This window comes from Streptomyces sp. NPDC057697, from assembly GCF_042799335.1.
Taxonomy (GTDB): Bacteria; Actinomycetota; Actinomycetes; order Streptomycetales; family Streptomycetaceae; genus Streptomyces.
In genome coordinates this window covers 164,962-188,741 of sequence record NZ_JBHVJA010000016.1, presented here as the reverse complement: position 1 = coordinate 188,741, position 23,780 = coordinate 164,962, and the positions used below count along the sequence as shown (strand labels likewise).

The 23,780-nt window shown below is 73.2% G+C and carries 22 protein-coding genes and 1 pseudogene; 12 read left to right on the top strand and 11 right to left on the bottom strand.

Annotated elements, in window-relative coordinates; genetic code table 11:
• Positions 1-11: 11 nt before the first annotated feature.
• The 8 genes from ACFVFH_RS31905 to ACFVFH_RS31870 all read left to right on the top strand — a co-directional run bounded on the left by ACFVFH_RS31905 (position 12) and on the right by ACFVFH_RS31870 (position 7,597).
• Positions 12-1,265: a Tm-1-like ATP-binding domain-containing protein gene (locus tag ACFVFH_RS31905; protein ID WP_383775170.1), complete on the top strand. Its 1,254-nt coding sequence runs from the start codon at positions 12-14 to the stop codon at positions 1,263-1,265.
• A 120-nt stretch (positions 1,266-1,385) separates the two neighbouring features.
• Entirely contained in the window at positions 1,386-2,210 is an 825-nt protein-coding gene (locus tag ACFVFH_RS31900; RefSeq protein ID WP_383775168.1) for a phosphoenolpyruvate hydrolase family protein, read from the top strand.
• Positions 2,211-2,349: 139 nt separating this feature from the next.
• Positions 2,350-2,934: a DUF5134 domain-containing protein gene (locus ACFVFH_RS31895; protein WP_383775164.1), complete on the top strand. Its 585-nt coding sequence runs from the start codon at positions 2,350-2,352 to the stop codon at positions 2,932-2,934.
• 86 nt (positions 2,935-3,020) lie between these two features.
• Positions 3,021-3,956, top strand: coding sequence for a M56 family metallopeptidase (locus tag ACFVFH_RS31890; RefSeq protein ID WP_383775161.1), 936 nt, complete (start codon positions 3,021-3,023; stop codon positions 3,954-3,956).
• Positions 3,957-3,989: 33 nt separating this feature from the next.
• Positions 3,990-4,682, top strand: coding sequence for a phosphatase PAP2 family protein (locus ACFVFH_RS31885; protein WP_383775158.1), 693 nt, complete (start codon positions 3,990-3,992; stop codon positions 4,680-4,682).
• Positions 4,683-4,767: 85 nt separating this feature from the next.
• Complete coding sequence (locus tag ACFVFH_RS31880) at positions 4,768-5,469, top strand: HAD family hydrolase (protein WP_383775155.1); 702 nt, start codon at positions 4,768-4,770, stop codon at positions 5,467-5,469.
• 69 nt (positions 5,470-5,538) lie between these two features.
• The gene (locus tag ACFVFH_RS31875; RefSeq protein ID WP_093550780.1) at positions 5,539-5,718 is read left to right on the top strand and encodes a hypothetical protein; all 180 of its coding nucleotides are present in this window, start codon (positions 5,539-5,541) and stop codon (positions 5,716-5,718) included.
• 457 nt (positions 5,719-6,175) lie between these two features.
• Positions 6,176-7,597, top strand: a complete 1,422-nt coding sequence (locus tag ACFVFH_RS31870; protein WP_383775217.1) for an FAD-dependent oxidoreductase — start codon at positions 6,176-6,178, stop codon at positions 7,595-7,597.
• On the opposite strand, the gene ACFVFH_RS31865 is transcribed toward ACFVFH_RS31870, so the two are convergent.
• The 7 genes from ACFVFH_RS31865 to ACFVFH_RS31835 form a co-directional block, all read right to left on the bottom strand.
• Positions 7,594-7,977: an ArsR/SmtB family transcription factor gene (locus ACFVFH_RS31865; RefSeq protein WP_383775153.1), complete on the bottom strand. Its 384-nt coding sequence runs from the start codon at positions 7,975-7,977 to the stop codon at positions 7,594-7,596. The genes ACFVFH_RS31870 and ACFVFH_RS31865 overlap by 4 nt on opposite strands.
• A 228-nt stretch (positions 7,978-8,205) precedes the next feature.
• Positions 8,206-8,622, bottom strand: coding sequence for an acyl-CoA thioesterase (locus ACFVFH_RS31860; RefSeq protein WP_383775150.1), 417 nt, complete (start codon positions 8,620-8,622; stop codon positions 8,206-8,208).
• 110 nt (positions 8,623-8,732) lie between these two features.
• Entirely contained in the window at positions 8,733-9,743 is a 1,011-nt protein-coding gene (locus tag ACFVFH_RS31855) for a LacI family DNA-binding transcriptional regulator (protein ID WP_383775147.1), read from the bottom strand.
• A gap of 70 nt (positions 9,744-9,813) precedes the next feature.
• The gene (locus tag ACFVFH_RS31850) at positions 9,814-10,869 is read right to left on the bottom strand and encodes an ABC transporter permease (protein WP_383775144.1); all 1,056 of its coding nucleotides are present in this window, start codon (positions 10,867-10,869) and stop codon (positions 9,814-9,816) included.
• Entirely contained in the window at positions 10,866-11,840 is a 975-nt protein-coding gene (locus tag ACFVFH_RS31845) for an ABC transporter permease (RefSeq protein WP_383775142.1), read from the bottom strand. The genes ACFVFH_RS31850 and ACFVFH_RS31845 overlap by 4 nt, the downstream gene beginning before the upstream one ends.
• Positions 11,837-13,474 carry a sugar ABC transporter ATP-binding protein gene (locus tag ACFVFH_RS31840; protein ID WP_383775140.1) on the bottom strand — a complete coding sequence of 546 codons (1,638 nt, stop codon included), beginning with the start codon at positions 13,472-13,474 and terminating at the stop codon, positions 11,837-11,839. Before ACFVFH_RS31840 ends, ACFVFH_RS31845 begins: the two co-directional genes overlap by 4 nt.
• Positions 13,475-13,585: 111 nt before the next feature.
• Complete coding sequence (locus ACFVFH_RS31835) at positions 13,586-14,671, bottom strand: ABC transporter substrate-binding protein (RefSeq protein ID WP_383775137.1); 1,086 nt, start codon at positions 14,669-14,671, stop codon at positions 13,586-13,588.
• A gap of 372 nt (positions 14,672-15,043) precedes the next feature.
• On the opposite strand from ACFVFH_RS31835, the gene ACFVFH_RS31830 reads away from it, so the two are divergent.
• Complete coding sequence (locus ACFVFH_RS31830; RefSeq protein WP_383775134.1) at positions 15,044-15,448, top strand: hypothetical protein; 405 nt, start codon at positions 15,044-15,046, stop codon at positions 15,446-15,448.
• Positions 15,449-15,718: 270 nt separating this feature from the next.
• Here the strand turns inward: ACFVFH_RS31830 and ACFVFH_RS31825 are convergent, their stop codons facing one another.
• The 3 genes from ACFVFH_RS31825 to ACFVFH_RS31815 all read right to left on the bottom strand — a co-directional run bounded on the left by ACFVFH_RS31825 (position 15,719) and on the right by ACFVFH_RS31815 (position 17,949).
• On the bottom strand, positions 15,719-16,816 hold the full coding sequence (locus ACFVFH_RS31825; RefSeq protein ID WP_383775132.1) for an NADH:flavin oxidoreductase/NADH oxidase: 1,098 nt from the start codon (positions 16,814-16,816) through the stop codon (positions 15,719-15,721).
• Between the two features lie 114 nt (positions 16,817-16,930).
• Entirely contained in the window at positions 16,931-17,320 is a 390-nt protein-coding gene (locus tag ACFVFH_RS31820; protein ID WP_383775129.1) for a hypothetical protein, read from the bottom strand.
• Between the two features lie 11 nt (positions 17,321-17,331).
• Positions 17,332-17,949, bottom strand: coding sequence for a hypothetical protein (locus tag ACFVFH_RS31815; protein WP_383775127.1), 618 nt, complete (start codon positions 17,947-17,949; stop codon positions 17,332-17,334).
• 218 nt (positions 17,950-18,167) lie between these two features.
• On the opposite strand from ACFVFH_RS31815, the gene ACFVFH_RS31810 reads away from it, so the two are divergent.
• The gene (locus ACFVFH_RS31810) at positions 18,168-18,722 is read left to right on the top strand and encodes a GNAT family N-acetyltransferase (protein WP_383775125.1); all 555 of its coding nucleotides are present in this window, start codon (positions 18,168-18,170) and stop codon (positions 18,720-18,722) included.
• On the opposite strand, the gene ACFVFH_RS31805 is transcribed toward ACFVFH_RS31810, so the two are convergent.
• Positions 18,692-19,426 (bottom strand): cupin domain-containing protein, encoded by a 735-nt coding sequence (locus ACFVFH_RS31805; protein WP_383775123.1) that lies wholly within the window; start codon positions 19,424-19,426, stop codon positions 18,692-18,694. The genes ACFVFH_RS31810 and ACFVFH_RS31805 overlap by 31 nt on opposite strands.
• 205 nt (positions 19,427-19,631) lie before the next feature.
• Between ACFVFH_RS31805 and ACFVFH_RS31800 the strand changes: the two are divergent.
• Positions 19,632-20,719 (top strand): annotated as a pseudogene (locus ACFVFH_RS31800) (WD40/YVTN/BNR-like repeat-containing protein).
• 175 nt (positions 20,720-20,894) lie between these two features.
• The gene (locus ACFVFH_RS31795; protein ID WP_383775121.1) at positions 20,895-23,735 is read left to right on the top strand and encodes a hypothetical protein; all 2,841 of its coding nucleotides are present in this window, start codon (positions 20,895-20,897) and stop codon (positions 23,733-23,735) included.
• Positions 23,736-23,780: the final 45 nt, after the last annotated feature.

The window sequence follows — 23,780 nt, the reverse complement described above, 5'->3', positions numbered from 1 at the left end:
AGGAGCAGAACATGGCGACCGTGGTGCTCGTCGGGACACTCGACACCAAGGGGGCGGAGTACGCGTGGCTCACGGCGCGGATCCGTGAGTCGGGATGCGATGTGGTGCTCGTCGATGCCGGGGTGATGCCGTCGCCCCTCGGCTCCCCCGCGGGCGACATCGACGCCGCGGCCGTCGCGCGCCGCGCCGGGCACGGTCTGGAGGCGCTGCGCGCCGCCGGGGACCGCGGTGCGGCGGTGACCGCCATGGCCGAGGGCGTCGAGCGGATCGTGGGTGATCTGCACCGCGAGGGACAGCTGCACGCGGTGCTGGCCGTGGCCGGGAGCGGTGGCTCGTTCATCGCCGCGCGGGCCATGCAGGCGCTGCCCATCGGCGTGCCGAAGGTGCTGGTCTCCACCATGGCCAGCGGGGACGTGTCGCCGTACGTGGGCAGCAGCGACATCACCATGATGTACAGCGTGGTCGACGTGGCGGGCATCAACTCCGTGTCGTCGCAGATCCTGGGCAACGCGGCGGCCGCGGCGGCCGGCATGGCCATCCATCACGAGCGGAGCCTGAAGCGGCCGGAGCCGCAGGGCCGTCCGCTGATCGGCGCCAGCATGTTCGGCGTGACCACCGCCGCGGTCGACGCCGCCCGGCAGCGGCTGGACGAGCTGGGCTACGAGGTCCTGGTCTTCCACGCCACGGGCGCGGGCGGCCGGGCGCTGGAGAAGCTCGCCGCGGGCGGGTTCCTCGCCGGTGTCCTGGACCTCACCACCACCGAGCTCGCGGACGATCTGGTCGGCGGTGTGCTGAGCGCGGGCCCCGACCGGCTCACCGCGGCGGGCCTGGCGGGGGTGCCGCAGGTGGTCGCGCCCGGTGCGCTGGACATGGTCAACTTCGGTGCCGCCGACACCGTCCCTGAGCGGTTCTCCCGGCGTCATCTCCTCGTGCACAACCCCACCGTCACCCTGATGCGCACCACGCCCGACGAGATGACCGCGCTGGGTGCCTCCATGGGACACAAGCTGGCCGCGGCGCACGGCCCGACGGCGGTGCTGTGGCCGCTGGGCGGCGTCTCCGCCGTGGACGCCCCGGGTGGTCCGTTCCACGATCCGGAGGCCGACGCGGCCGGGCTGGCGTCCCTGCGCACGGCCCTGCGGGGCAGCGCCGTCGATCTGCGCGAGATCGGCGCCCATCTCAATGACCCGTCGTTCGCCGTCGCCGCCGCCGACCACCTCCACCAGCTGATCACCGCCCGGAGCCGCACCCACCCGGACGTCTGAGCCCCCGCCCCGCCCCCCTGGGGCGTGTGCCGAAGGGCCCGTCCGCCCGGCGGGCGGACGACGCCGCTTTCGATACACGCCCCGACAGCACGCACACACCCGACGAACAGGAGCCCATCAGTGAACCGCAAGCAAGCCCTGGCCCGCCTGACCGAACAGGTCCGGGCCGGCCGGGCCGTCATCGGCGCGGGCGCAGGCACCGGCCTGTCCGCCAAGTGCGCGGAGGCCGGCGGCGTCGATCTGCTGATCATCTACAACTCCGGCCGGTACCGGATGGCCGGCCGGGGCTCGCTGGCGGGGCTGCTCCCGTACGGCGACGCCAACGCCATCGTGCTCGACATGGCGGGCGAGGTCCTGCCCGTGGTGCGGGACGTCCCCGTGCTCGCCGGGGTGTGCGGCACCGACCCGTTCCGGATCATGGGCAACTTCCTCGACCAGCTGAAGGCCATCGGCTTCACCGGCGTGCAGAACTTCCCCACCGTCGGGCTGTACGACGGCACGTTCCGCGAGAACCTCGAAGAGACCGGGATGGGCTTCGGCCTGGAGATCGACATGATCCGCCAGGCCCACGAACGCGATCTGCTGACCGCGCCCTATGTGTTCGATCCCGAGCAGGCCGCCGAGATGGCGCGGGTGGGGGCCGATGTGCTCGTCCCGCACGTCGGGCTGACCACCAAGGGGTCCATCGGCGCCTCGACCGCGCTCACCCTCGACGAGGCCGCCACCGCCGTGCAGGAGATGCACGACGCGGCCAAGCGCGTCAATCCCGACATCATCGTGCTCTGCCACGGCGGCCCGATAGCCGAGCCCGAGGACGCCCGCTACGTCCTGGACCGCACCTCCGGGATCGCCGGATTCTTCGGCGCCTCCTCCATGGAACGGCTGCCCACCGAGCGCGCCATCACCGAGCAGGCACGCGCCTTCAAGTCCCTCACGCTCGGCTGACGAGGGGACGGGAACACAGCGCGCGGCGGGAACACTCCCTCCGCGCGCTCCCCTTGTACCCCAGTGCGCCGCGTACGGCCGCCTCCGTCCGGGCATCGCTCTGGAAGGACCGCGTCCTACGGCCAGGGGGAGGTGCGCTGTGCACGGACCGGCGATGTCGGGCTGGCTGCTGATGGCGTTGTGCGCGGTGACCGGTGCGTACTGCCTGCTGCGCAGCGGCGGCGAGACCGCGGAGGGGCGCAGAACCGCGCGTGCGGAGGCACTGATGGGCTTCGGCATGGCCGCCATGGCGGTGCCCGCGGCCGTCGTGACGCCCCCGGCGTGGGGGTGGGCGGTGTACGCGGGGCTGTTCGGCGCGGCGTCCCTGCGCGCGCTGTGGTTCCTGCGGCGCGGCGGGCACCATCTGCACCATCTGGTCGGTTCCTCGGCGATGGTCTACATGGCTCTGACGATGGCACCGGGCGGTGGCGCGGCGCACGGCGGCCACGCGGGCCACGGGGTCGCGACGGCCGGGGGCGTGCCCCTGCTGACCGGACTGCTGCTGGCCTACTACGCGGTGTACGTGCTGTGGTCGGGGTCGCGGCTGATACCCGTGGCCGCCACCGCCACGGCGGGCGGCGGCATCGGCACCGCCGGGGGCGGCTGGAGCACGCGGCCGGAGCTGGCGCTCGCCTGCCGGCTGACGATGGGGCTGGCCATGTTCGCGATGCTGCTCGCCCTGTGAGACGGCCGGCGGTGCAAACCGTGGTGTGCGTCACTTGCCGTGCACAGCCATACCCGTGGGTACCGCGCCCCTCATAGGCTGATGTCATGTTGGTCTCCCTCGCACTGCTGCTGCTCGGTGCACTGGCCGCCGTCCTGACCCCGCGGCTGATGGCCAGGGCCCGGTGGCCGGAGCGCGAGCCCGTCGTGGCGCTGTGGGTGTGGCAGTGCGTGGTGGCCGGAGTGCTGCTCTCCTTCGCGCTCTCCATGACGTTCAGCGCGGCCGCCGCCTGGCAGGCGGTGCGCGGGCACGTGTTCGCGCCCGCGCCGCGTGCCGTGGTCGAGGCGTACGCGCTGGGCGGGCACGGCCGGTGGTCGGCCGCCATGGCGGTGCTGCTGGCGCTGGGCGGGGTGTGGTCGGCGGTGATGCTGACCCGGGAGATCCACCGCGCCCGGGTCCGCCGCAGGCGGCGGCGTGCCGAACTCCTGGTGCGTGCCCCGCTGATGCCCGGCGAGAAGCCCGGTGGCGGGCGCCTCGTCGTCCTGGAGGGAGAGCGGCCGGACGCCTGGTGGCTGCCGGGTGCCGCGCCCCAACTGGTCATCACCACCACGGCACTCCGGCGCCTGAAGGGCCGTCAGCTGGATGCGGTGCTGGCCCATGAGCAGGGCCACGCGAACGCGCGTCACGACTGGCTGCTGCACTGCTCCGGCGCGCTCGCGACCGGTTTTCCGCAGGTGCCGGTGTTCGCGGCGTTCCGCGACGAGATGCACCGGCTGGTCGAACTGGCCGCGGACGACGTGGCGTCGAAGCGTTTCGGACGGCTGACGATCGCGCTGGCCCTGGTGGAACTCAACGAGGACCGGGGCGTGTTCGGACCCTGCCCGCCACCGGACGCCCAGTTGCCGTTGCGGGTGAACCGGCTGCTGACCCCGGCGGACCGGCTCACCGCGGGCCGTCGGCTCCGGCTGACCGCCGCGGCCGCGCTGGTGCCGGTGGTCCCGCTCCTGGTGGCCTTCGTTCCGGGACTCAGCGCGCTGCGATAGCCAGGGGCGGCGGCCTTCCGCGAAGATCACCCCATGCCGTCCCCGCAGCTCCCCCTGCCGGTCCGTACCCGCTTCTGCGTGACGCCCCTCGTGGGGGGCACGGTCTGCGCGCTCCTCTCGCTGGTCGTGCTGGTCCTCGTCGCCGTACGTCTGCCGTCCCTGATGTCGCTGGACCGTACCGTCGCGGAGGCCCTGCACCGCCGGGCGGTGACCGAGCCCGGACTGGTCCACGCCAACCGGATCCTGACCGACTGGGTATGGGATCCATGGACCATGCGCGCCCTGACCGCCGTGGCCGTGGGGGTCCTGTGGTGGCGCGGGGCACGGCTGCTCGCGGTGTGGGTGGCGGCCACGAGCGTGGTCGGCACGCTGGTGCAACAGGGGCTGAAGTCCGCGGTGGGCCGGGAGCGGCCGCGGTGGCCCGACCCGGTGGACTCCGCCCACTACGCCGCGTTCCCCTCCGGCCACGCGATGACGGCGATGGTGACCTGCGGCATGCTGCTCTGGCTGCTGCGCCGGTACGGCGCCGGTCCCCCGCTGTGGCGGGCGGCGTCGGCCATGGCGTGCGTCTCGGTCGTCGGGGTGGGTCTGACCCGCCTCTACCTGGGCGTGCACTGGCCGAGCGACGTCCTGGGCGGATGGCTGCTGGGCGGGGCCCTGGTCGGCTTCTCGATCGCCGGATACACCCGGTACGAGCGGCGCGACGGAGCCGGTCCGCGCCCGTAGGCCGCCGTCCGCGCGTCCCCCGCCACCCCCGGCCGGCAACGACCCGGTCTTGTCTCGCCGCACCCCGGCCTGGAGGATCACGGCCATGCAGATCAAAGGTGTGCTCTTCGATTTCTCCGGGACCCTCTTCCGCGTCGAGCCGGTCCGATCCTGGTTGCGCGCGGCCCTCGCCGAGCGGGGGGTGACGGTGGGCGCGGCGGACTTCGAGCGGTACGCGGACGAGCTGGAGGCCGTCGGGGCGCTGCCGGGCAGTCCCCCTCCCCGGCAGCTCCCCGCCGGACTCGCCGCCGCGTGGGCCGCCCGTGACCAGAGCGCGGAACTGCACCGGGAGGCGTACACCGCCCTGGCCCGGCAGGTGGACCTGCCGGATCCCGGTCTGTACGACGCGCTGTACGAGCGGCACCGGTCGCCCGCCGCCTGGCGGCCGTACCCGGACGCGGCGGAGGTGCTCGGCGCGCTGCGCGCCGCCGGCATCCGGACCGGTGTGGTCAGCAACATCGGCTGGGACCTCCGGCCGGTCTTCCGGGCACACGGGCTGGACTCCCTGATCGAGTCCTACGTCCTCTCGTACGAGCACGGGATCCAGAAGCCGGACACACGGATCTTCCACATGGCCTGCACATCCCTCGGGCTGGATCCGGCCGATACGGTGATGGTCGGCGACGACCGGAAGGCGGACGGCGGAGCCGCGGAACTGGGCTGTGACGTGCGGTTCGTCCGGCATCTGCCGGTGGAGGAGCGGCCCGACGGACTGCGGACGCTCGGACTGGTGCAGGGCGTTGCCTGAGAGACATGTGAGAGATGTCCCTGACGCCCAATGGGTCTGATTGTCACATCGGGGCCTTAGCCTGTATGTATGTCCCGTTCTCCGCGCTCCTCCGATTCCACGCGCACCGCCGCCGTGGTGAACAAAGAGATCCGTGACCTGTGGCAGCGCTCGGGCGGCTGCCTGTCCCCGGAGGACGAGGAGCAGTACCAGCGCCTGCTGGTGGAGTGGGCCGCGGCGACGGGCGGCACCGCCAGGTCCGCCGCCTGACGCCTGACGGGCCCCGGCCTCCGGCCCCGTACCGCCTGCGCACGAGGTGCCGACGCGAGCACATCGGGTGATGTGGCGCCAGTGCGTCGAGTGGTGCCGGCGCGAGCACACCGGGTGACCGGAATCGCCGGCGTCCCGAGGAGCGGGAAGTTCCGCCCCTCGGGACGCCTCCGCCCGCCGACGGAGCTGCCGGGCACCGGGCCACGCGTCCCGCCGGTCAGCGGCCGAGGTACTCCGGTCGTGTCCGCACGACCCGGCCGACCTCCGCTGCACCCGGATGTCGATCCAACACCACGCCCGGTCACCGGAGTTGACCGCACCGGCCGGGGACGTCGCCGCCCGGCGGACGGCGGGGATCGGCCGAATGCGCGCGATGTCGTCCCGACCCGGGCGCACCTGCGCCCCGGTTCCGCCCGTCGGTGCCATGCTGGAGACGTCCCCCGGGAAGAGGTGCACCGTGCTCCGCGTCGCCGTCGTCGGCTCCGGCCCCAGCGGGGTCTACACCGCCCAGGCACTGGTCGCACAGGACCGGGTTCCCGATGTCCGGGTCCATGTGCTGGACCGGCTCCCGTGCCCGTACGGCCTGGTGCGTTACGGCGTCGCCCCGGACCACGAGAAGATCAAGTCGTTGCAGAACAACCTGCGGACCGTGCTGGAGCACGAGCGGATCACCTTCCTCGGGAACGTCGAGGTGGGCGGTGCCGGGGTTCCGCCCGAGCGGCTCGGGGAGCTCTACGACGCGGTGGTCTACTGTGTCGGCGCCGCGACCGACCGACCGCTCGGCGTCCCCGGCGAGGATCTGCCCGGCAGCCGCTCCGCCACCGAGTTCGTCTCCTGGTACAGCGCGCACCCCGACGCGGCCCCGGACGGCTTCGCGCTCCGGGCCCGTTCCGTCGTGGTGATCGGGGTCGGCAATGTGGCGGTGGACGTGACGCGGATCCTCGCGCGCGGCGGCCAGGAGCTGCGCCCCACCGATGTGCCGCACGGTGCGCTGGGCACGCTGACCGGCAGCCGGGTGCGCGAGATCCACATGGCGGGCAGGCGTGGGCCCTCGCAGGCCCGCTTCACCACCAAGGAACTGCGCGAGCTGGGCGGCCTGCCGGGGGCCCGGGTCGTGGTGGAGGAGGCGGAACTCGCCCGCGATCCGGCGTACGCCGATCCCTCCGCCCCGGCCCCCTCCCTGCCCTCGCCCCCGAACGCGCCGCCCCCGACGGCGGTGGCGCGGCGCAATGTCGAGGTCCTGCGCGGCTGGGCCGCGGCCGGTGCGGCGGGGGCGGGCGCCGGCGGAACTCCGGCGCGCACCATCCACCTGCGGTTCTTTCTGCGCCCCGTCGAACTGCTGGAGCGGGACGGCCGGGTGGCGGGGGTCCGGTTCGCCCGCACGGTGCCGGACGGCAGCGGAGGCGTGCGCGACACCGGCATGTACGAGGACATCGCCGCCGGGCTCGTGCTGCGGGCGGTCGGCTATCGCGGAACCCCGCTGCCCGGTCTGCCCTTCGATCCGGCGCGCGGGACGGTGCCGCATCTGGCGGGGCGGGTGCTGCGGGACGGGCTGCCGTCGACCGGTGAGTACGTCGCCGGCTGGATCAAGAGGGGGCCGACCGGAGTGATCGGCTCGAACCGGTCGTGCGCGAAGGAGACGGTGGCCGCACTGCTGGACGACGCCCCGCAGCTCGCCGGGCGCAGTTCGGCGCCCGACCCGGTGGCGGCGCTGCGTGCGTGGGGGCTGCGCCCGGTGGAGTGGGACGGCTGGCTGTCCATCGAGCGGGCGGAGGCGGCGCTGGGCAGGTCGCTCGGCCGGGAGCGGGTGAAGATCCCGGACTGGCTCGGGCTGCTGGGCGCCGCGCACGGCGGCGGCCGGGACGGGCCGGGGGCTTAGGGCCTGTCTTCTCCGTCGCGCTGGACCTGGCGGTTCGCCGCGTCGAGCACACGGTCGAGCAGTCCGGGGAACAGCGCCTCCAGATCGTCTCGTCGCAGCCCGTTCATCTTGGCCGTGCCCCGGTAGATCTGCTGGACGATCCCGCTCTCGCGCAGCACCCGGAAGTGGTGCGTGGACGTGGATTTGGACACCGGCAGATCGAAACAGGAGCAGGACAGTTCGGATTCGGCGGCGGCCAGCTCACGGACGATGCGCAGCCGCATCGGGTCGGAGAGCGCGTGCAGCACCCCTTCGACGCGGATCTCCTCCCGCGCGGGGTGGTCGAGCACACGGCCGCCCGCCTCGGCGGCGCTTGCTGCGGGGGCGCTGGCGGGGGTCACGGCGGCTCCACTCCTGGGATCGTTCCGGTCTGCTTCCGGGGCTCTTCCGCCCTCATAATACGAGACTCATCGTAGTTCGGGGTGCGGTGGACGGCGTGGTCCGTCGCACCCCGCCGCTACGGCCACCCGCCCGGCACCTGGTCCGTGCGGGTCTCCACCCGGCCGGGCCGGTACCCCCCGCCGCCACCGCACGCGCACCGGGGCCGCGCGGGAGGTCGCGCCCGCCCCTCACCCGCCGAGCAGGCCGGGGTCGTCGGCGAGCGAGGCGAGGTGGCCCGCCGGATCGGGGATCAGCCTGCGGGCCGTCAGGTCGAGCAGCCCCGCCACGCCCGTGACCTCCGCCGCAACGGTGCCGTCCTCCTTGAGGATCTGCTGCGCGACCGTGAACGTCTTCCCCTCGCCGAAGACGAAGCGGCAGGTCACCCGCGTCCGGTCGCCGCCGCGCAGTTCCCGCAGGAACTTCACGGTCGTCTCCAGCGCGACGGGGCCGACGCCGCTTGCCAGCAGTTTGTCCTGCGGCAGGCCCGCGGCGCGCAAGAACTCCCAGCGTGCGTGCTCGGCGTACTGCAGATAGACGGCCTGGTTCAGATGGCCCTGGGTGTCGAGCTCGTAGCCCCGGACGGTCACATCGACGGAGAAGGTCATGAACGCCCCAACCCTGTTGCGCAGTCCGCCATTCCCCACGCCCGGGTGGTACCGGGCGTCCGGCTCTCCGTCGCCGCGCCCTGCCGGGTCGGCGCGAGCCGGTCCGTGCCTCAGGTCGCGGCGGTGGATTCGCGGACGACGAGCCGGTAGCCGGGGCGGGGCCGCCGCGGTGCGGTCACCGGGCTGCCGGAGAGACGGTCGACGAGGCTGTCGACGGCGAGCCGCGCGATGGCCTCCTTGTCGGGGGCGACGGTGGTGAGCGTGGTGGCCCCGTACAGGCTCTCCTCGATGTCGTCGAAGCCGACGACGGCCACGTCCCCGGGGATGCGGAGCCCGCGCGAGGCGAGGGTGCGCATGGCCCCGATGGCGATGAGGTCGTTGTACGCGAACACCGCGTCGGGCCGCTCTCCCCGGTCGAGAAGGGCGGCCATGGCGCTCGCGCCGTCCTCGCGCCCGTAGCCGTCGGTGACCACCACCAGCGACTCGTCGGGCTCGATGCCGGACGCGGCCAGCTCCTCGCGCCAGCCGCGCAGCCGCAGATGGGCGGGCTGGCGCTCGCGTCCGGTGCGGGAGCCGAGGAAGGCGATCCTGCGGTGGCCGCGCTCGACGAGATGGCGTACGGCGTCGCGGGAGGCGGCCACGTTGTCGATGGCGATGTGGTCGTAGGGGGCCTCGTACTCCCGCTCGCCGAGCAGGACCAGGGGCGCGGTCTCGGTGCGCGCCATCAGGTCCTCGGTCTCCAGATGGATCGGGCTGAGGATGAGTCCGTCGATCACATGGGACCGGAAGCCCTGGCTGACCAGGAGTTCCTTCTCGCGCAGGCCCGCGGTGTGGTCGACCAGGACGGTGTAGTCGTGGCGGGCGGCCGCGTCGACGACCGCTCCCGCGAGCTCCGCGAAGTACGGGTTGCCGAACTCCGGCACGGCGAGGGCGATGATGCCGGTCCGGCCCTTGCGCAGATGGCGTGCGGTGAGGTTCGGCCGGTAGCCGAGCTCGTCGATGGCCTGCTGCACCTTGGCGCGCATCTTCGGTGTGACGTGCTGATAGTTGTTCACCACGTTCGACACGGTCTTGATGGACACGCCCGCCCGTTGCGCAACGTCCTTGAGGCTGACGCCCACGGCACTCCCTGCTTCGGCTCGACGCGCACCGGTGCGCGCTGGATCGGCCCGGCTTTCCGCCGGGCACGGCTCAGGTGGTTCTCCGGCCGCGCGCCAGTAGGCGCTGGGCCACCACGACCACGATAAGGAACCCGCCGCTGACCACCGACTGGTAGGAGGAGTTCAGCGAACCGATCTGGTTGATGAGGTTCTGGATGACGGCCAGCAGCAACACCCCCCAGAGGGTGCCGCCGACCGATCCGGCGCCGCCCACGAGGAGGGTGCCGCCGATGACGACGGCGGAGATCGCGTCGAGTTCCATGCCCACGCCGACGATGGTGACGCCGGAGGAGAGCCTGGCCGCGTTCAGCGCACCGGCGAGTCCGGCCAGCAGACCGCTGAGCGTGTACACGAGGAGCTTCGTACGGGCGACGGGCAGGCCCATCAGGGTGGCCGCGTCGGCGCTGCCGCCCACGGCGAAGAGGGTCTGGCCGAACGAGGTGCGCTGGAGCAGCAGTCCGCCCGCGCCGAACAGCACCAGGGCGACGAGGACCGGGTACCCGAAGCCCGCCGCGCTCCCCTGTCCCAGCTCGGCGAAGGCGGAGCCCTTGGGCACGAGGTAGGTGGTGGCGCCCTCGTCGGTGAAGGCCAGGAGCATGCCGCGGGCCGCCAGCAGGGTCGCGAGGGTGACGATGAAGGGGGCCATCCCCGCTCGGGCGATCAGGAATCCGTTGAGCAGACCGATGGCCCCGCAGACCGCCAGCGGTACGAGCAGCGCGGGCAGGAGGCCCCACTGCGAGGCCCAGGCGGCGAGCACCCCGCCGAGGGCGAAGACGGAGCCGACGGACAGGTCGATGCCGCCGCTGATGACGACCAGGGTCATGCCGAGGGCGACCACGGCGAGGAACGACGCCTGCACGGTCACGCCGCGCGCGTTGTCCAGCGTGGCGAACGTCGGGTAGACGAAGGAGGCCGCGATCACGACGGCCAGCAGGACGGCGAGCACGCCCTGGCGCTGGAGGAGTCCGGCGAGCCGTCGCGCGGACCCGGAACGGGCCGCCGGGCGTGGCGCGTTCCCGCCCGACGGCGCGTGGCTCCGGTGCGGTACGGGGGCCGGGGCCACCGCCGCTGGTGTGGTTTCGTTCATCGGGACCGACGCTCCCGGGCGACGTAGACGGCGGCGATGATGATGGCCGCCTGGGCGATCTGTGCGGTGGAGTCGGGCAGGTCGTGCTTGACGAGCGTGGCGCGCAGCAGCTGCATCAGCAGAGCCCCCGCGACGGTGCCCAGGACCCGGACGGAGCCGCCGTCGAGGGGGGTGCCGCCGACCACGACCGCCGTGATGGCGGAGAGTTCCATGAGGGTGCCCAGCGAGGAGGGGTCGCTGGCGGTGAGCCTGGCGGTGGCGAGGATCCCGGCGAGGGCGGCCAGTACGCCGCAGAGCACGTAGACGCCGATGAGTACGCGCCGCACGGGCAGTCCGGCGAGTGCGGCGGCGGCGCGGTTGCCGCCCACGGCGACGATCTGGCGGCCGAAGGTGGTGCGCCGGACGAGGAGGGCCACGGCCGCGGCCAGGACGGCGGCGATCAGTACGACCACCGGGACGCCGAGGAAGGAGCCGGTGCCCAGCGAGAGGAGGCCGGGGTTGGCGATCTGTTTGAGCCGGCCGTCGGCCATGACGAGGGCGAGCCCCCGGCCGCCGACGAAGAGCGCGAGCGTGGCGACGATCGGTTGCAGTCCCACGACCGAGACCAGGGTGCCGTTGACCGCCCCGACGACCGCGCCCGCGAGCAGGGCGACGGCGAGTGCGGGCAGCAGCCCGTATCCGAGGTAGAGCGGCAGCAGCGCGGTGGCGAGCGCCATCGTCGAGCCGACGGACAGATCGACGCCCTCGGTACCGATGACCAGGGCCATGCCCAGGGCGACGATGACGACCGGGGCGACCTGGACGAGCTGGGTCCGCAGGTTTCCGGCGGTCAGGAAGTGCTCGGTGAACAGGGCGTTGAAGACGAGCAGCGCCGCCACGGCGACGTACACGCCGTACTCCTGGTACCAGGCGGGGTCGCGCAGCCGGGCCAGGGGGCGGGCGGGGGCGGGGAGTGCGGCCTGCGTGGTCATCGGGGGCCCTCCTGCGCGGCCGGGTCCGTGCCGGCGGGCGCCGGCGAGTGGTCGGCGAGCACATCGAGCAGATGGCTCTCGGTCACGGCGTCGCCCGCGAGTTCGCCCGCCACCGAGCCACCGCGCAGGACGACGATGCGGTCGGCGCCCTCGATGAGCTCCTCGATGTCGGAGGAGATGAGCAGGACGGCGAGGCCCTCCCGGGCGAGGTCGTCGATGAGGCCCTGTACCTCGGCCTTGGCGCCGACGTCGATGCCCCGGGTCGGCTCGTCCAGCAGCAGCACCTTGGGTTCCAGACAGAGCCAGCGCGCGAGAAGGACCTTCTGCTGGTTGCCGCCGGAGAGTTCGCCGACCTTCTGTTCGGGGCCGGCCGCCTTGATCCGCAGCCGTTTCATGAAGATGTCGACGATGCGGTCCTGTTTGCGGCGGGAGACCACACCGAAACGGGAGAGCCGGGGCATGGCGGCCAGCACGATGTTCTCGCGCACCGAGAGGCCGGGCACGATGCCTTCGGCCTTGCGGTCCTCGGGCAGCAGGCTGATCCCGGCGCGGATGGCACCGGCCGGGCCGGTGCCGCGCAGCTTCCGTCCGCCGACCGTGATCTCACCGGAATCCAGGGCGAGCGCCCCGGCGAGAGCCTTCGCCGTCTCGCTGCGGCCGGAGCCGAGCAGCCCGCCGAGGCCGAGCACTTCGCCGCCGTACAACGAGAGGGACACGCCGTGGAGCAGGTGGCGGCGGTCGAGTCCGGTGGCGGTGAGCACGGGGGTACGTGCCGTCTCGTGCCCCTCCTCGCCGAAGCCGGTGAGTCCGGTGCGGCGGACCTCGGACAGATCGCGGCCGAGCATCATCGAGACGAGGCGCATCCGGTCGAGACCGGCCAGGTCGCCGGTGTGGACGTGGCGGCCGTCGCGGAGCACGGTGACGCGGTCGCAGATCCGGTAGAGCTCGTCCATGCGGTGGCTGACGTAGAGGACGGCGATGCCCCGGCCGCGCAGGTCGTCGATGACGCGGAAGAGGGTCTCGACCTCGCGCGGCTCCAGCGAGGAGGTGGGCTCGTCCATGATGACGACCCGGGCGTCGACCGAGACGGCCCGCGCCAGGGCGACCATCTGCCGGGCACCGATCCCCAGGGTGTGCAGGGGACTTCGGGGGTCGACGCGCAGGCCGAAGCCGTCGAGCAGTTCGGTGGTCTCGCGGTGCATCCGGGCGAAGTCGATGAGGGCCAGGCGGTTCCTGGGCTCACGGCCGAGGAAGATGTTCCGCGCCACGCTCATCAGCGGGACGAGGTTCACCTCCTGGTAGATGGTGGAGATCCCGGCCCGCTGGGCCTCGGCCGGACGGGCGAAGGCGACGGTCCGTCCGGCGAGCCGGAGCTCTCCGCCGTCGGGCCGGTGAACGCCCGTCAGGAGCTTGATCAGGGTGGATTTCCCGGCGCCGTTCTCCCCCACCAGCGCATGGGTCTCCCCGGCGCGCAGCGTGAAGGACACGTCGTCGAGCGCGACGACGCCCGGGAATCGTTTGCTCACCGAGCGGGCTTCGAGCACGGCGTCACCGGTGGACGGAGCGCCACCCCGTCCGGGGCGGGCGCTCCGCCCCGGCGCCGGGGCGGGCGGTACTGCTTCGGGTGGTGCCATGGGGCGTCCTGGCCTTCCGCTGTTCCGGGGTGGGGGCCGGTGGCGCCGCGGCGGGGTGGTGCGCCGCGGCGGTACGGCCCCGTGGTCGCGGGTCCCTGCCGGTCGGTGCGGTCAGTACGCCCCGCCGAGCGAGGCCTTGGCGTTGGACGCGTCGTACGCCCGGTCGGAGATGATGACGTTCTCCGGGATCTCCTCGCCGCCGTAGAACTTCCGGGCGGTCGCGAAGGCGAGCGGGCCGAAGCGCGGGTTGGACTCGATGACGGCGTTGTACTCGCCGTCGGCCAGGGCCTGCACGGCGTTGCGGGTGCCGTCCACGGAGACGATCTTCACGTCCTTGCCGGGCTTCTTCCCCGCCGCCTTGAGGGCGGTGACGGCACCGAGCCCCATCTCGTCGTTCTCCGCGTAGACGGCGGTGATGTCGGGCTTGGACTGGATGAGTTGCTCCATGACCTGCTGGCCCTTGTCGCGGGCGAACTCCCCGGTCTGCCGGGCGACGATCCGCAGGCCGGGCGCCTCGGCCGTGATCCGGTCGACGAAGCCCTTGGTGCGGTCGGTGGTGACGTTGTTGCCGGAGGCGCCGAGGAGGATGGCGACCTTGCCCTTGCCGCCGGTCGCCTCGATCATCGCGTCGGCCGCGCGCCTGCCCTGCTCCACGAAGTCGGAGCCGAGGAAGGCCACGTAGTCCTTGCAGACGGTGGAGTCGACCTTGCGGTCGATGGTGAGGACCGGGACCTTCTTGGCCGCGGCCGCCTTGAAGGCGGGTTCCAGCCCCTCGGAGTTCAGCGGGGCGACGATCAGGAACTGGGCGCCCTGGGACAGCATGTCCTGGATGTCGCTGATCTGCTTGGAAAGCTGAGACTGCGCATTGGTGGTGAGCAGCTTCTTCACGCCGACCTTCGCGGCCTCGTCCTTGATGGACCTGGTCTCGGCGATACGGAACGGGTTGGCTTCCTTCTCCGACTGCGAGAAGCCGACGACCGCGTCCTTCAGGTCCAGCTTCGGCGCACCGTACGTCCGCAGCGAGCATCCCGGACCGGAGCTGCTCCCCGGGGACTCGGCCGCGCGGGCGGCCTGGCTGCTGTCGCCGCCCGCGGTGTCCTGGGTCTCCGACTTGGCGCAGCCGGAGACGGCCAGCGATGCGGTGGCGGCGAGGAGACAGGCCGCGGCGAGGGTACGGGATCGACGCTGGATCAACATGCGCGGGACGCTCCTTGACGGGAGGACAGCACGCTCGCCGGCGTGCGGTTGAGGGCATGGCGGCTCGATTTACAACGTTATATAGGCGGCGCGAGCCGAGCGGCAAGACGTCGTCGGACTGTTTCTGCGCGAGGCCGGACCCCGTCTCGGGCACCGCCGAACTCCCTTACGGGACAAGGCCGCAGAAACCTGCCGACGTCGCCCGGACGAGGAATCGCACCACGGGGCGTCCGCCAACGACTCATGCCACAGAAGGGAGTTGGGCATCCGGGAGAGGAATCGCGCCGTCGGCGGCGGCCGGGCCTCGATGGCGGGGTCCCTGCCCTGCGGGCCGCCGATGACGGGGCTCCGGGGTCTGGGACGATCGGGCGCATGAGGCGATGGATGGGACGTGCGCCCCGGTGGGTGGTCGCGCTCGTGGCGCTGTACGTGGTGGTCCTGGTCGCCGTCGGCACCGTCTCGCACCTGGCCGACCTGCTCCGCGACGGTCCGCTCGCCCACGACTGGGCCCCTGACTGGCTGAACCTGTACTGGTCCTCGCTGACGGTCCTCGACACGTCGGCGGCCCTGCTCCTGCTCGGCGGGAGGCCGGTCGGCGTGGACCTCATGTGCGCGGTCATGGTGACCGATCTGGCGGCCAACTGGTACGCGGCGTACGGCATCCAGCACGTCACCGCGTCGGACCGGCCGGGGCTGTGGCGGCTCGCCGCCTTCACCGCTCTCGTTCTCGCGACGGGCCCCTTCGTCCGGGTCCGTCTCGCCCGCGCGGACGAGTGATCAGCGCCGTGACCGGTCACGATGTGCGTGCCGCGCCCGCCTCACCCGCGCGGGCGGGCAACCAGCGCCGCGACTGGTCAAGACGTGCACGCCGGGCCCGCCTCACCCGCGCGGGCAGGTAATCAGCGCCGCGACTGGTCAAGACGTGCACGCCGGGCCCGCCTCACCCGCGCGGGCGGGTGAGGCGGACGGGGTTCCGCGCGCGGTCACCCGGCACCCTCGCCCTCCCCGCCCCGGGCGGGGCCGTGCGGGACCGGACGGGCCGGGTGGTCAGACCGCGCGGAGGTACTGCTCCGGCTTGTGGACGTCGCCGCCCAGTTCACGCGCCGCGTCCTGGGCCCACGACGGGCTGCGCAGCAGCTCGCGCCCGAGGAGGACGGCGTCGGCCCGCCCCTCCGTGAGGATCTTCTCGGCCTGCTGCGCCTCGGTGATCAGGCCGACCGCCGCCACGGGGAGCGAGGTCTCGGTCCGGACCCGCTCGGCGAAGGGAACCTGGTAGCCCGGCCCGGTGCCGATGCGGGCGTGCGGGGCGTTCCCGCCGCTGGACACGTCCAGCAGGTCGACGCCGTGCGCCTGGAGCAGCGGGGCCAGCCGGACGGTCTCGTCGGCGGTCCAGCCCTCGCGCTCGTCCTCCTCGTTCTCGGTGAGCCAGTCCGTCGCGGAGATCCGGAAGAAGACGGGCAGCTCCTGCGGCCAGACCTCGCGCACCGCGTCGACGATCTCCAGGGCGAGGCGGACGCGGTTCTCGAAGCTGCCGCCGTACTCGTCGGTGCGCCGGTTGCTGTGCGGGGAGAGGAACTGCCCGATGAGGTAGCCGTGGGCGCCGTGCACCTCGGCGACCTCGAACCCCGCGTCGAGCGCGCGGCGCGCGGCCTCGCGGAACCGGTCGACCACGTCCCGGATCTCCTCCGTGGTCAGCTCGTGCGGCACGGGGTGGCCCTCGTCGAACGGCAGCGGGCTCGGGGCGACGGGCGTCCAGCCGTGCGCCTCCGGCCCCACCGGACGGCCGCCCAGCCACGGCGCCGCCGTGGATCCCTTGCGCCCCGCATGGGCGAGCTGGATGCCAGGAACGGAGCCCTGGCCCTTGATGAACTCCGTGATCCTCCGGAACGCGGCGACCTGGGTGTCGTTCCAGATGCCGAGGTCGGCGGGGCTGATCCGGCCCTCGGGGCTGACCGCGGTCGCCTCGGTGAGGATGAGCCCGGTCCCCCCGGTCGCACGCGCCGCGAGGTGGGCGAAGTGCCAGTCGGTCGCGACGCCGGCGTCCGGCCCCTCCGGTGCGGCGCTGTACTGGCACATGGGCGCCATCCACACCCGATTGGGAATGACGAGCGACCGCAGGGTGTAGGGCTCGAAGAGGGCACTCACGTCGGACTCCGTTTCGACGGGTACGGAAGATTCGCTAGTACGATACATCCCGTACTACGACGTCCGTCAAATTACGATGTCTCTCGTACAAGGCCGGGGGGGGGCGGCCGGGGGTCAGCGGCTCCCGTCCCGCCGCCGGAGCGTGATGTCGGCGTCCGCGTCATAAGCCTGGGTCCAGCCGCGTCCCGCACTCGATCTCCAGGTGACATGGGCGGTCGCCCCGTCGACCCTGATGCCGTCCACCGTCATGGCCCGGTCGCCCTCCCGGACGTCCCCGCGCCGCAGCTCGCGCACCTTGACGGTGACGGGCCGCACCGGACCGGCGCTGTCCGCCTCGTCCGCCGCCAGGGTGAGCGCCGCCGCCAGCTCCCGGGCACGGGCCGGGGTACAGAACAGCGTCAGCTCGCCCATCGGCGCGACGGCCCTGATCCCGACCCGTGCGCCGACGGTGTCCACCTCCAGGGCCGCTCCGCGCCCCTCGGCGTCCTCGATCCCGCTCGCCATCGCTCCACTCCTCACCTCGTCCGGCCGATCCGCCGACCGGTACGGTACGTCGACCGGCACCCCCGGCCGGTACCGTACGTCGGCCGAAACCGCCGCCCGGCACGGACCGGTGCCCCGGGCCGGGCGGCGCTCCCCCGGACCCGCCCCGCCTCCGGGGCACACCGTGCGGGGCGCCCCTGCGCCTCGGCCACGACGATGAACAGCGTCACGGCCGCGAAGAAGGGACCGTCGGCGAGATGGTCCAGCCGGCGCCGCGCCTCCTCCTCGGTGAAGTACCCGGCGCCGACCGCACGGCGCGCGGTGCGCTCCAGGCCGAGAATCCGGTCGGCGGCCCGGTCGTCCCGGAAGACCGAGGTGACCGGGACGACCGTGGACACGGCGAACCCCACCTTGGCCGCCGCCCGGTCGTGGTCGACGCCGATCACCGCGCCCGTCCCGGTGACGGCGTCGGCCAGTGCGGCGAGGTCGGTGCCGGGACCGCAGCCGAGGTCGAGCACCGCCTCACCGGCACGGATGGCGAGTTCGTCGAGCATCCGCAGTTTGCAGGACCGACCCGCGTCGGTCGAGGCGACCCGGTCGGGGTAGGTGAACGCGTCGGCGACGGTGGTCCCGAACGTCGAGGAGGTCATGGGCGCCAGTCGACCGAATCCGGAAGCCCGGCGGCCCGCCTTCCCGCGGGTTCACCGGCCTGGAGGCGGGTTCACCTGCCCGGAAGAGGGCCCACCTACCGGGAAGCGGACCCAGCGGCCGGTCGGGCGGGTCCCGTGAACACCGGCGCAACCGAGCGCCGCCGGGCCGCCGGTATTGCGTTGCGGGCCGCCCGGAGCCGTGCGTAGCGTCGTCGGCCATGACGACCCTCGCCCTGCACACCGCGCGACTGCGCCTGGAGCCCTACACGCACTCCGACGAGGAGGACTTCGTCGCACTGTTCCAGGACACCCGGGTGTCCCGCTGGATGGGGGAAGGACCCGCGACCGAGGCCGAGGACCGCGCCCTGTTCGGGCGGATCTTCAGCAAGGTGTACGCACAGGACCTCTTCGACGTCTGGGCGGTCCGCCACGAGGGCCGGTTCGTCGGCCACGCGGAGATCAAGCCGTCCTCGGACCCGGACGGCCACGAGATCGTCTACGCGCTGGCCACCGCCGCGTGGGGCCGGGGGTTCGGCACCGAGATCGCGCGGGCGCTGACCGCGTACGGGTTCGGCACGCTCGGGCTCGCCGAGGTCCATGCCACCGTGGCCGCCGAGAACGCCGCGTCGCTGGCGCTGCTGGGCCGGATCGGCTTCCGGCACGTCCGGGACAGGACGGAGGACGACGGCGGTACGACCCGGGTCCTGACCCGCTCCGTCGCGTTCGACGCCGACCCCGCCGGTCACGCCGACACCGCCGGTCGGCCCCGGTAGACGTCCAGACGGCCACACATACCGAACTTCCCGTGCGCGGAGGGCTGTTCGGCGTGCACACAGGCATCGGCTAGATAGCCCGCGTCACCTCGCGCCACGGCGTCGAGCTGCGCGCCGGTCACCTCGGAAGCGGCGGCGGCCCCCCGCCGCCAGCGCCCGCGCCACTCCTCGGCCTTCGGGCGCACGAGTGCGGCGGCGGCCCGGTGGAACGCGGCGAGCGGCTCCGGGTCGCCCGCTTCGGTGGCCCGGCGCAGGGCGAGGAAACCCTCGACGGCGAGATCGCGGCGGGCTCGGGCGGCCCGCTCCTGATCCGCCTCCGGGCCGCCCGCGGGCAGCACGGCCGCCGCCCGGTAGGCGCCGGGGTCCGCCAGGTGCTCCGGCGGGAGGGTGAGCACGGCGTCGCCCGCCTCCGGCAGCCCGCTGTTCTCCATGAGGACGACGATGCGCAGCCCGTCCTCGTTGACGAGCCGGTGGATCGTGCCCGGCGTGAACCACACCAGCGCCCCCGGCGCCAGCGGCGTCTGCCGGAATCCCGACGCGGTGAGCGTCTGCACCGAACCCGTGCCGCCGACCACCACGTACCCCTCGGAACAGGTGAGGTGGAGATGGGGCGTTCCGCCGCGCAGTCCGTCCGCGGCGGGCCAGTCGTACACCCGCAGATGGGACACGGCGACGGCACCGGGCAGCCCTTCGAAGGTCGGCACAGCTGCTCCTCGCTCTCTCGTCCCCGCGCTCCGCAGCGGTGGGGACACGGATGTCGGCAAGCGCTTTCCACGCCCACCGCACCGTACCCGCACCGGCCGCGGCGGCGACAGGGCCTGGTGTCGGCGACCACCCTGCGGGCCACTGTCAGTGGCCGGGTGCACACTGTCCGTCATCCGGCACAACGGCGTCTCGGGAGGTTCGGCCATGTCCGACGTACTGCTCACCGTGGGTACCCGCAAGGGGCTCTTCATCGGCCGCCGACGAGGGGGTGCGTGGGAGTTCGGGGGCCCGCATTTCCGTGCCCAGGCGATCTATTCGGTCGCCGTGGACACCCGTGGTCCGGTCCCCCGGCTCCTGGTCGGCGGCGACAGCGCGCACTGGGGCCCGTCGGTGTTCCGCTCGGACGACCTGGGCACCACCTGGGTCGAGCCGGGGCAACCGGCCGTGAAGTTCCCCGGTTCACCGGGGCGTCGCTGGAGCGGGTTTGGCAGCTGCATCCGGCCGGCCCCGAGGCGCCCGGTGTCGTCTACGCGGGGACCGAGCCCGCCGCGCTGTTCCGTTCCGAGGACGGCGGGGAGTCGTTCGAGCTGATCCGCCCGCTGTGGGAGCATCCGACGCGTGCGCGATGGGTGCCGGGCGGGGGCGGCGAGGGCCTGCACACCGTCCTGACGGACCCGAGGGACGCCCGTGCCGTGACCGTCGCGGTCTCCACGGCCGGGGTGTTCCGCACCAAGGACGGGGGCGCGAGCTGGGCTCCGTCGAACAAGGGCGTGTCGGCGGTCTTCCTCCCCGACCCGTCCCCGGAGTTCGGTCAGTGCGTCCACAAGGTGGCGCGGGACGCGGTCGATCCCGACCGGCTCTATCTCCAGAACCACTGGGGAGTCTTCCGCAGCGACGACTCCGGGGACAACTGGACCGACATCGGGCGTGGCCTGCCGTCGGACTTCGGCTTCGCCGCGGCGGCGCATCCGCACCGCGCGGACACCGTGTACCTCTTCCCGATCAACGCCGATGCCGACCGGGTGCCCGCCGGGCACCGCTGCCGGGTCTTCCGCAGCGGTGACGCGGGCGGCACCTGGGAGCCGCTGACCGAGGGCCTGCCCGAGGAGACGCACTACGGCACGGTGCTGCGCGACGCGCTGTGCACGGACGACGCCGACCCCGCGGGGGTCTACTTCGGCAATCGCAACGGCGAGGTGTACGCGAGCGCGGACGACGGGGACAGCTGGCGGCAGCTCGCCGCGCACCTGCCGGACGTGCTGTGCGTACGGGCGGCGGTGATCGGCGGCTGACCACCGCCGGCGGCGCGTCGGCGTCCGGCCCGTTCCGGTCGGCCATCGGTCCAACTCTTCTCCTCCGGCCATCAGTTCCGCGCAATGTGACGCGGTGCGAGGCAACCCCTGGGCTTCACTCTCCGTCCTCCGGAAGCGGGGGCCCCAGGGATCTCTGGGGTGTACGAGAAGGCCGATGACCAGGAGGACCACCTTGATCCGTGTCTCGCGCACGGTGACCGCCGCGCTGGCGGTACTCACCCTGACCGTGGGAGTGCCGGAGCTGGCGCGCGCGTCGCCGCAGCCGGCGTCCCAGCGTTCCGCCGATTCCATATCCCTGCCCGCTTCCATACCCTCCGCTCCGCGTGCGGAGCCGGACGGACGGCTCCCGTCGGGCTGGCGGATCGCCGGTACGGGACCCGCGAAGCAGCTCGTCTGGACCTCTCCCGAGCCGGTGCCCATGGGCAATGCCCGGGTCGAGTTCTACGCCGGGGACCGGCTGCTGGGCCGGCCGGTCGCCGGCCGGGACCGGCGGGCGTTCCGGCTGAAACTCGGCGACGCGCGCGTCGGTGCGGCGCCGGATCTCAGGGTCCTGGCGGGCGGGCGCCGGCTCGACGCCGCCGGAAAGGACCGGGCCCCCGACGCCCGCCGGGCCACCGGAACCACGCCGCCGTCAACTCCCCCGCCCGTCAACGCGGTCGACCCCGGCACCACGGGAAAGTACCGGACCGTCAGCGGTGAGTACGCCCTGAAGTCGGTGCGGCTGCCCGGATTCCCCGCGCCGGTGGAGATGCGGGGCGTGGTGGTCTCGCCGGTCGGCGCACCGGGCCGCCGGCCCCTCGCGCTGTTCCTGCACGGCCGTCACTACACCTGCTACAACGCCAAGGGCGACCAGGGCATGTCCTGGCCCTGCGAAGCGGGCTTGAAGCCGGTGCCGAGCCACCGGGGCTATCTGCGCGACCAGAAGCTCCTGGCCTCCCAGGGATACGTCACGGTGTCCATCGCGGCCAACGGGATCAACGGGCAGGACGACAGCGCCGAGGACGGTGGCGCCCAGGCGCGTTCCTCCCTGGTGCGGCTGCACCTCGCCCGTTGGGCCGAGTGGGCCGCCCACCGGGCCGGGGCGCCCGCGGCGGTACGCGCGGCCCCGCCCGCCGACATGGACCAGGTGCTACTCGTCGGCCACTCCCGGGGCGGCGAAGGCGTCAACCGGGCCGCGCTCGACAGCCTCTACCGGGCGCCCGCGGACCAGGACGGCTACCGCGGTCCGGTGCGCTGGCACATCCGCGGCACCGTCCTGATCGGCCCCACCGTCTTCGGGCAGAACCCGGTTCCGGACGTGCCGTCCATGACCATCCTGCCGGGCTGCGACGGCGACGTGTCCGATCTCCAGGGCCAGATCTATGTGGACGGCACCCGTGGCATCAGCCGCGGCACCGCGCTGCACAGCGCGGTCTACGTGGTCGGCGCCAACCACAACTTCTTCAACAGCGAATGGACCCCGGGACAGGCGGTGGCCCCCGCCGACGACGACTTCTGGGACAACGACACCCCGGACCCGGTGTGCACGCCGGGCAAGAAGGACCGGCTCACCGCCGCACGGCAGCAGACCGCCGGTGCCACGTACATCGCCGCCGCGGCCCGGCTGTTCGTCGCCGGTGACGACCGGGTGCGCCCGCTGCTGGACGGATCCGACCGGCGTGCGCCGTCGGCCGGCCCGGTCCGCGTGCTGACCCACGCCGTCGGCGGCAGGCGCACGCCCGCCTTCCTGCCGGACACCTCGATGTCCGTCAGCGGCGGCCGGGTGTGCGCCCAGGTGGATCCCGATCCGCGCCGCGCCTGTCTGCCGCCGGAGGGAACCGCCACCTCCCCGCACTTCGCCCTGTGGGAGACCTCGCGGGAGCCCGGCCGCCACGCGGTCGCCATGCGCTGGTCCGAGCCGGGCACGGCGGTGAAGATCCGTACCGCCCGGCCGGTCTCCGTGGCGGGTGCCGACTCACTGGCACTGCGGGTGATCGTGCCGCCCAACACCACCGGCACCCGGCTGGACATCGCGCTCACCGACACCAAGGGCCGACGGGCGACGCTGGGCACCGCCCGGATCGACGGACTGCCGGGCAGCGACCGAACCGCGTCCTACTGGGGCCGCGAGATCCGCGTGCCGCTGTCCGCCGCCTCGCGGGGCAAGGTGGACCTCAAGCAGGTGAAGTCCCTGGAGCTGACCCCGCGCAGCGGATCGGGGCAGGCGTGGCTGGTCGACGCCTGGGGCTGGCGCCCCGGTACGCCCGCGGTCCGGGCCGCTTCGCTGCCGCGCGTGGACATCGGCCGGCTGACGGTCGAGGAGGGGGACTCCGGGGTCCGGAACTACCGTGTTCCGGTGCGGATCTCCGGGCACGGCAGCGGCCGGGTCCGGCTGTTCGTCGCCGAGCCGGGCACCGACAAGGTCAGCTACCGGACGGTGACGGTGCGTCCGGGCAGCCATGCCGTCGACGTGCCCGTCCAGGTGCGCGGCAACACCCGCTTCTCCTACGACGTCATGCACAACGTGTTCGTCAAGGCCGTGCGCGGCGCGGTCGTCGGCTCCCACAGCGGCGGGCTGACCGTGAAGAACGACGATCCGATGCCCACGGTCGAGGTGAAGCCGGTCGCGGACCACGTCACCGAGGGACAGAGCCTGCGCTGGCGGGTCTCGCTCTCCGAGGCCGCCGATGTCGACATGGACTCGGTCGGTTTCGAGATCCTGCCGGTCGAGCAGGGCGCGGAGCTGTCCACCCTGGACGTCGACGGGGCATGGCTGCGGGAGAGCTTCGGCGAGTCGCCGGAACCGGCCCGGCCGCTGTCCGCCGTGGTGGAGACGCCGTACCTGCCGGTCAGCGTGCCCGCCGGAAAGCTGAGCACCGAGTTGACCGTACCCACGGTCGCCGACGGGCTGAAGGAGCCGGAGGAATCGATTCGGCTGCGGATGATCACCTACGACGACGTCTGGGAGCCGCACGAGGGGCCGGTGTTCACCGGCACGGTGCGCGACGCGTCGTGACCCGTCGCGGGTGAACCCCGCGGGGGCCCCGGCCCCGCGAAGGAG

What these genes read in the sequence shown, in the direction of transcription:
- ACFVFH_RS31860 (WP_383775150.1), bottom strand. Translation starts at nt 8,622, where the DNA reads ATGACCTTCTCCGTCGATGTGACCGTCCGGGGCTACGAGCTCGACACC.
- ACFVFH_RS31880 (WP_383775155.1), top strand. Translation starts at nt 4,768, where the DNA reads ATGCAGATCAAAGGTGTGCTCTTCGATTTCTCCGGGACCCTCTTCCGC.
- ACFVFH_RS31875 (WP_093550780.1), top strand. Translation starts at nt 5,539, where the DNA reads ATGTCCCGTTCTCCGCGCTCCTCCGATTCCACGCGCACCGCCGCCGTG.
- ACFVFH_RS31845 (WP_383775142.1), bottom strand. Translation starts at nt 11,840, where the DNA reads ATGACCACGCAGGCCGCACTCCCCGCCCCCGCCCGCCCCCTGGCCCGG.
- ACFVFH_RS31815 (WP_383775127.1), bottom strand. Translation starts at nt 17,949, where the DNA reads ATGACCTCCTCGACGTTCGGGACCACCGTCGCCGACGCGTTCACCTAC.
- ACFVFH_RS31810 (WP_383775125.1), top strand. Translation starts at nt 18,168, where the DNA reads ATGACGACCCTCGCCCTGCACACCGCGCGACTGCGCCTGGAGCCCTAC.
- ACFVFH_RS31850 (WP_383775144.1), bottom strand. Translation starts at nt 10,869, where the DNA reads ATGAACGAAACCACACCAGCGGCGGTGGCCCCGGCCCCCGTACCGCAC.
- ACFVFH_RS31835 (WP_383775137.1), bottom strand. Translation starts at nt 14,671, where the DNA reads ATGTTGATCCAGCGTCGATCCCGTACCCTCGCCGCGGCCTGTCTCCTC.
- ACFVFH_RS31795 (WP_383775121.1), top strand. Translation starts at nt 20,895, where the DNA reads ATGACCAGGAGGACCACCTTGATCCGTGTCTCGCGCACGGTGACCGCC.
- ACFVFH_RS31890 (WP_383775161.1), top strand. Translation starts at nt 3,021, where the DNA reads ATGTTGGTCTCCCTCGCACTGCTGCTGCTCGGTGCACTGGCCGCCGTC.
- ACFVFH_RS31905 (WP_383775170.1), top strand. Translation starts at nt 12, where the DNA reads ATGGCGACCGTGGTGCTCGTCGGGACACTCGACACCAAGGGGGCGGAG.
- ACFVFH_RS31885 (WP_383775158.1), top strand. Translation starts at nt 3,990, where the DNA reads ATGCCGTCCCCGCAGCTCCCCCTGCCGGTCCGTACCCGCTTCTGCGTG.
- ACFVFH_RS31830 (WP_383775134.1), top strand. Translation starts at nt 15,044, where the DNA reads ATGAGGCGATGGATGGGACGTGCGCCCCGGTGGGTGGTCGCGCTCGTG.
- ACFVFH_RS31820 (WP_383775129.1), bottom strand. Translation starts at nt 17,320, where the DNA reads ATGGCGAGCGGGATCGAGGACGCCGAGGGGCGCGGAGCGGCCCTGGAG.
- ACFVFH_RS31840 (WP_383775140.1), bottom strand. Translation starts at nt 13,474, where the DNA reads ATGGCACCACCCGAAGCAGTACCGCCCGCCCCGGCGCCGGGGCGGAGC.